Source organism: Frankia sp. CcWB3 (assembly GCF_977927595.1).
Genome location: NZ_CDWRCK010000337.1, coordinates 1 through 3,595, shown reverse-complemented (window position 1 = coordinate 3,595; position 3,595 = coordinate 1). Strand labels below are relative to the sequence as shown.

Genomic DNA, 3,595 nt, shown 5'->3' with positions numbered 1-3,595 from the left:
CGTCCCCTTACCGTTCGCCCTGAAGTCCGCCGCGTGCGCGGGATCGAGATCACTGAAGGCATCGACGATGTTGTCGACATAGATTTGCGCGTTCAACGGGCTCATCCAGGCGTGCGGGTTCGGCTTGCCTGCGTAGGCGTCCTCGGTGATGTCTATCGCCTTGACCCCGTCCGACACCACGGCGTGCCGCACGTGCACCGACTCCACGAACCGCTTGAACCACAGCTCCAGGTTCAGGCCGTTGTCCAGGATCAGATCCGCGTCCGATGCCTTCGTGATATCATCCGGCGTCGACTCGTACCCGTGGATCTCCGCCCCCACCTTCGTGATCGACTCCACCCGCAGGTGATCTCCTGCAACGTTCTGTGCGATGTCCGATAACACCGTGAACGTCGTCAGTACTACCGGACGATCACGCCCCCCACCGGCCGATGCGTCGACAGCGGGGGTGGTGGAGCACCCCGACAGCATCAGCGCGGCGGCGGCGGTAGCCGACCCCACTCTCGACAGCCATGCGACAGTACCGCGCATCATAAGCCCCTTCCCGTCCTTCCGAACATCAATCTTCGGTATGGCGAAGTTTGATTACTATATAGACGGATTCTCGGGTGATGTCCAACCATCTCCACGCGTTCGTCGGATATCGTGGTTGTCCAATCACTATTCGTGATCGATTGTTGCGGCGGAGTGTGGCCGCGGGTCGAGCCAGGACAAGGGCGCCCCGCCACCTGGATGATCGTTCCTGTCGAAGAAAAGATCAACTGGGTGAGGTTGAGGGGGTTGAACGACAGTCCTGCCGGCGAACACCTCGGAGTTCAGTCGGGCACCGGCCCGGCTGGGACGACTCGGCGAGTTAGCCGTCGTCGCCGCCCGCTGCCGGAGTCGTGCGCACAGCAGGGAGGGTGACCTGCTGGTCGGCATCGAGGGCGAGCTGTGCATCGCGGGCCCGCAGCTCACCCCTGGCTACCTGGACCCGGCGGACGACCGTGGCCGGTTCTTCGAGCGGGACGGCCGCCGCTGGTACCGCACCGGCGACCGGGTCCGCCGCCGTAGCGAGGCCAACTCCGGAGCCGGTTGATTGTGCCGGTGAGGAGGCCACGGTGAGGGTCTGCGGCGTAGCCGTGGCGATGCTGCCGGGACAAAGCTGGGTCATCTCCCTGGTCGATCGATTGTCAGGTGCACGTGGGAACCGTCCCCGGTTGCCCTCCCCTCCGGCCGGCCTGGCTGTAGGCGGGCAGGTCCGTTGCCGACCGTGGACCGTGGGACGGAGGCCCCGTAGTAGTCCGAGCGCGCGAGAGGCGCGTACATGGCGAAGGGGGCCAGCAAGTCGGCAGTGAGGACGCTGGAATGCTCGGAGGCCGCCGGTGAACACCGACGAACTGGACTTCGCCTGGTATCAGGCCGAGGAAAGGGTACGAGAGATCCAGGCCAAGCTGTACCGGTGGGCGAATGAGGACTCTCACCGCCGGTTCGAGGATCTGTTCAACCTCGTCTGCGACCCGGCTCCTGCTTGTGGCGTGGGGTCGCGTGCGGAGGAACAAGGGTGCGTGCACGGCCGGTGTGGATGGGCAGACCGCCTACTACATCGAGACCGTGCGTGATATCGGGGGGTTTCTGGAAGAGCTGCGGGCCGATGTGAAGGCTGGTAGCTTCCGCCCGCGACCCGCTCGGGAGCGGTTGATACCGAAGGCGAACGATAGGCTGCGTCGCCTGGGAATAGCGACCGTCCGGGGCCGGGTGGTCCAGGCATCCTTGAAGCTGGTGTTGGAGCCGATATTCGAGGCGGATTTTCTCCCGTGCTCGTACGGGTTCCGCCCGAACCGCCGGGCGCATGACGCGGTGGCAGAGATACGCCATTTCACGGGGCGCTCTTACGAGTGGATCGTGAAAGGCGAGATCAAAGCCTGCTTCGACGAGATTTCGCACTCGGCTCTCATGGACCGGGTGCGCGGTCGTATTGGGGATAAACGCGTCCTGGCTCTGGTGAAGGCGTTTCTGAAGGCGGGGATCCTCGGCGAGGACCGCGTGCTCCGGGAGAACGACGCCGGCACTCCGCAGGGTCGATCTTGTCGCCGTTGCTCAGTAACGTGGCCCTGTCGGTGCTGGACGAGCACATCGCCCAGGCGCCGGGTGGGCCTGCGGCCACCTCCAACGACCGGCGGATGCGCCGGCGTCGCGGCCTGCCGAACTACCGGCTGGTCCGCTTCGCCGACGACTGCTGTCTGGTCGTGGCGGGTACCAGATCCGACGCGAAGAGGCTGCGAGACGAGATGGCCGGGGTCTTGGAATCGATGGGTCTACGCCTGTCGGAGGAAAAGACCCTGATCACCCATATTGACGAGGGTCTCGACTTTCTGGGGTGGCGTATCCAGCGTCACCGAAAGCGAGGCGCGATAAAACGCTATATCTACACCTACCCGGCCAAGAAGGCGCTTCGAGCCGTCATGGTTAAGGTGAAGAAGGCGTGCCGACAGAACACGAACCTGAAGCTCGAAGCCCTGCTGCACCAGATAAGCCGGATGCTGCGGGGCTGGACCGCCTATTTCAAATACGGCTGTTCAAGTGCTACGTTCGGCTATCTGCGGGCCTACCTGTGGAAACAGGTCATCAGATGGATCGGCCGGAAGCACCGGCGGACTACCTGGAGGCAGCTCCGGCGCCGATACAGCTGTGGAGACGGGTGGCCGGCCGAGGGAGAGGTGGTGCTGTTCGATCCCGGAAAGGTAGGCATAGAACGCTACCGATACCGGGGAAAACGCATCCCGACGCCATGGCAGAGGGCGGCATGAGAAGACACGTCCCCCCGGGGCTTGTGGAGAGCCCGGTGCGCTTAACGGTGCACGCCGGGTTCGGGAGGCGGGCCGAGGAAACGGGCTGGCCGCAAGGCCGGCACCGCGCCTCGGTCCGACCTCACTACCAAACGCTCTTCCTACAGGCCGGCAGGCACGCTGAAGACCGAACTGAGGGTCGCTCTGCGGTCCGGCCGGGCACGCAGACGACCGTCCGGGGCGATACCCCAGGCGTCGCAGGCGATCCCGGACATGGTCAACATCAGCGAACGGCCCGCGGAAGCCGCCGACCGCGCCGTCCCCGGCCACCTCGAAGGCGACCTGATCATCGGCAAGGGCGGCAAGAGCCAGATCGCGACCCGCGTCGATCGTCACACGCGCTACACCACACTGGTGCGGATTCCCTACGACCGGACAGCCGCCTGTGTCGCCCTCGCCCTCAGCCTGAAGATCAAAGACCTGCCGGCCGACCTCGTCCGGTCGCTCACCTGGGACCAGGGGAGGGAGATGGCCGCACACGCCACCTTCACCCTCGGGACAAGCGTTCCGGTCTACTTCGCCGACCCGCATTCACCCTGGCAGCGGTCGACGAACGAAAACACCAACGGGCTTCTCCGTCAGTACTTTCCGAGATCTACCGATCTCTCTGGCTTCAGTCAAGCTGAACTTGACGCCGTTGCCGCCGAACTTAACGGAAGACCCCGGAAGGTTCTCGGGTGGAAAACCCCGGCAGAGGTCTACAGTGAGACCCACAATCTGATAGAATCGCAACCGATGGTGCACTGATCGCTGGAATCCGCCGCAAT

General features: G+C 64.4%; 2 protein-coding genes and 2 pseudogenes. 2 read left to right on the top strand and 2 right to left on the bottom strand.

The genetic code is table 11. The features are described 5' to 3' along the window. A partial coding sequence (locus tag ACY5KJ_RS18675; protein ID WP_462203975.1) for a metal ABC transporter solute-binding protein, Zn/Mn family occupies positions 1 to 531 on the bottom strand: 531 nt, incomplete at its 3' end. Positions 532 to 853: 322 nt separating this feature from the next. Further along, positions 854 to 1,153, bottom strand: a complete 300-nt coding sequence (locus ACY5KJ_RS18670; protein ID WP_462203974.1) for a hypothetical protein — start codon at positions 1,151 to 1,153, stop codon at positions 854 to 856. A 211-nt stretch (positions 1,154 to 1,364) separates the two neighbouring features. On the opposite strand from ACY5KJ_RS18670, the pseudogene ltrA reads away from it, so the two are divergent. Together ltrA and ACY5KJ_RS18660 are read left to right on the top strand one after the other, a co-directional pair. Then, positions 1,365 to 2,789: pseudogene (ltrA, locus tag ACY5KJ_RS18665) on the top strand (group II intron reverse transcriptase/maturase). 153 nt (positions 2,790 to 2,942) lie between these two features. After that, positions 2,943 to 3,575: pseudogene (locus tag ACY5KJ_RS18660) on the top strand (IS30 family transposase); the annotation flags it as partial. Between the last annotated feature and the right edge of the window lie 20 nt (positions 3,576 to 3,595).

What these genes read in the sequence shown, in the direction of transcription:
- ACY5KJ_RS18670 (WP_462203974.1), bottom strand. Translation starts at nt 1,153, where the DNA reads ATGACCCAGCTTTGTCCCGGCAGCATCGCCACGGCTACGCCGCAGACC.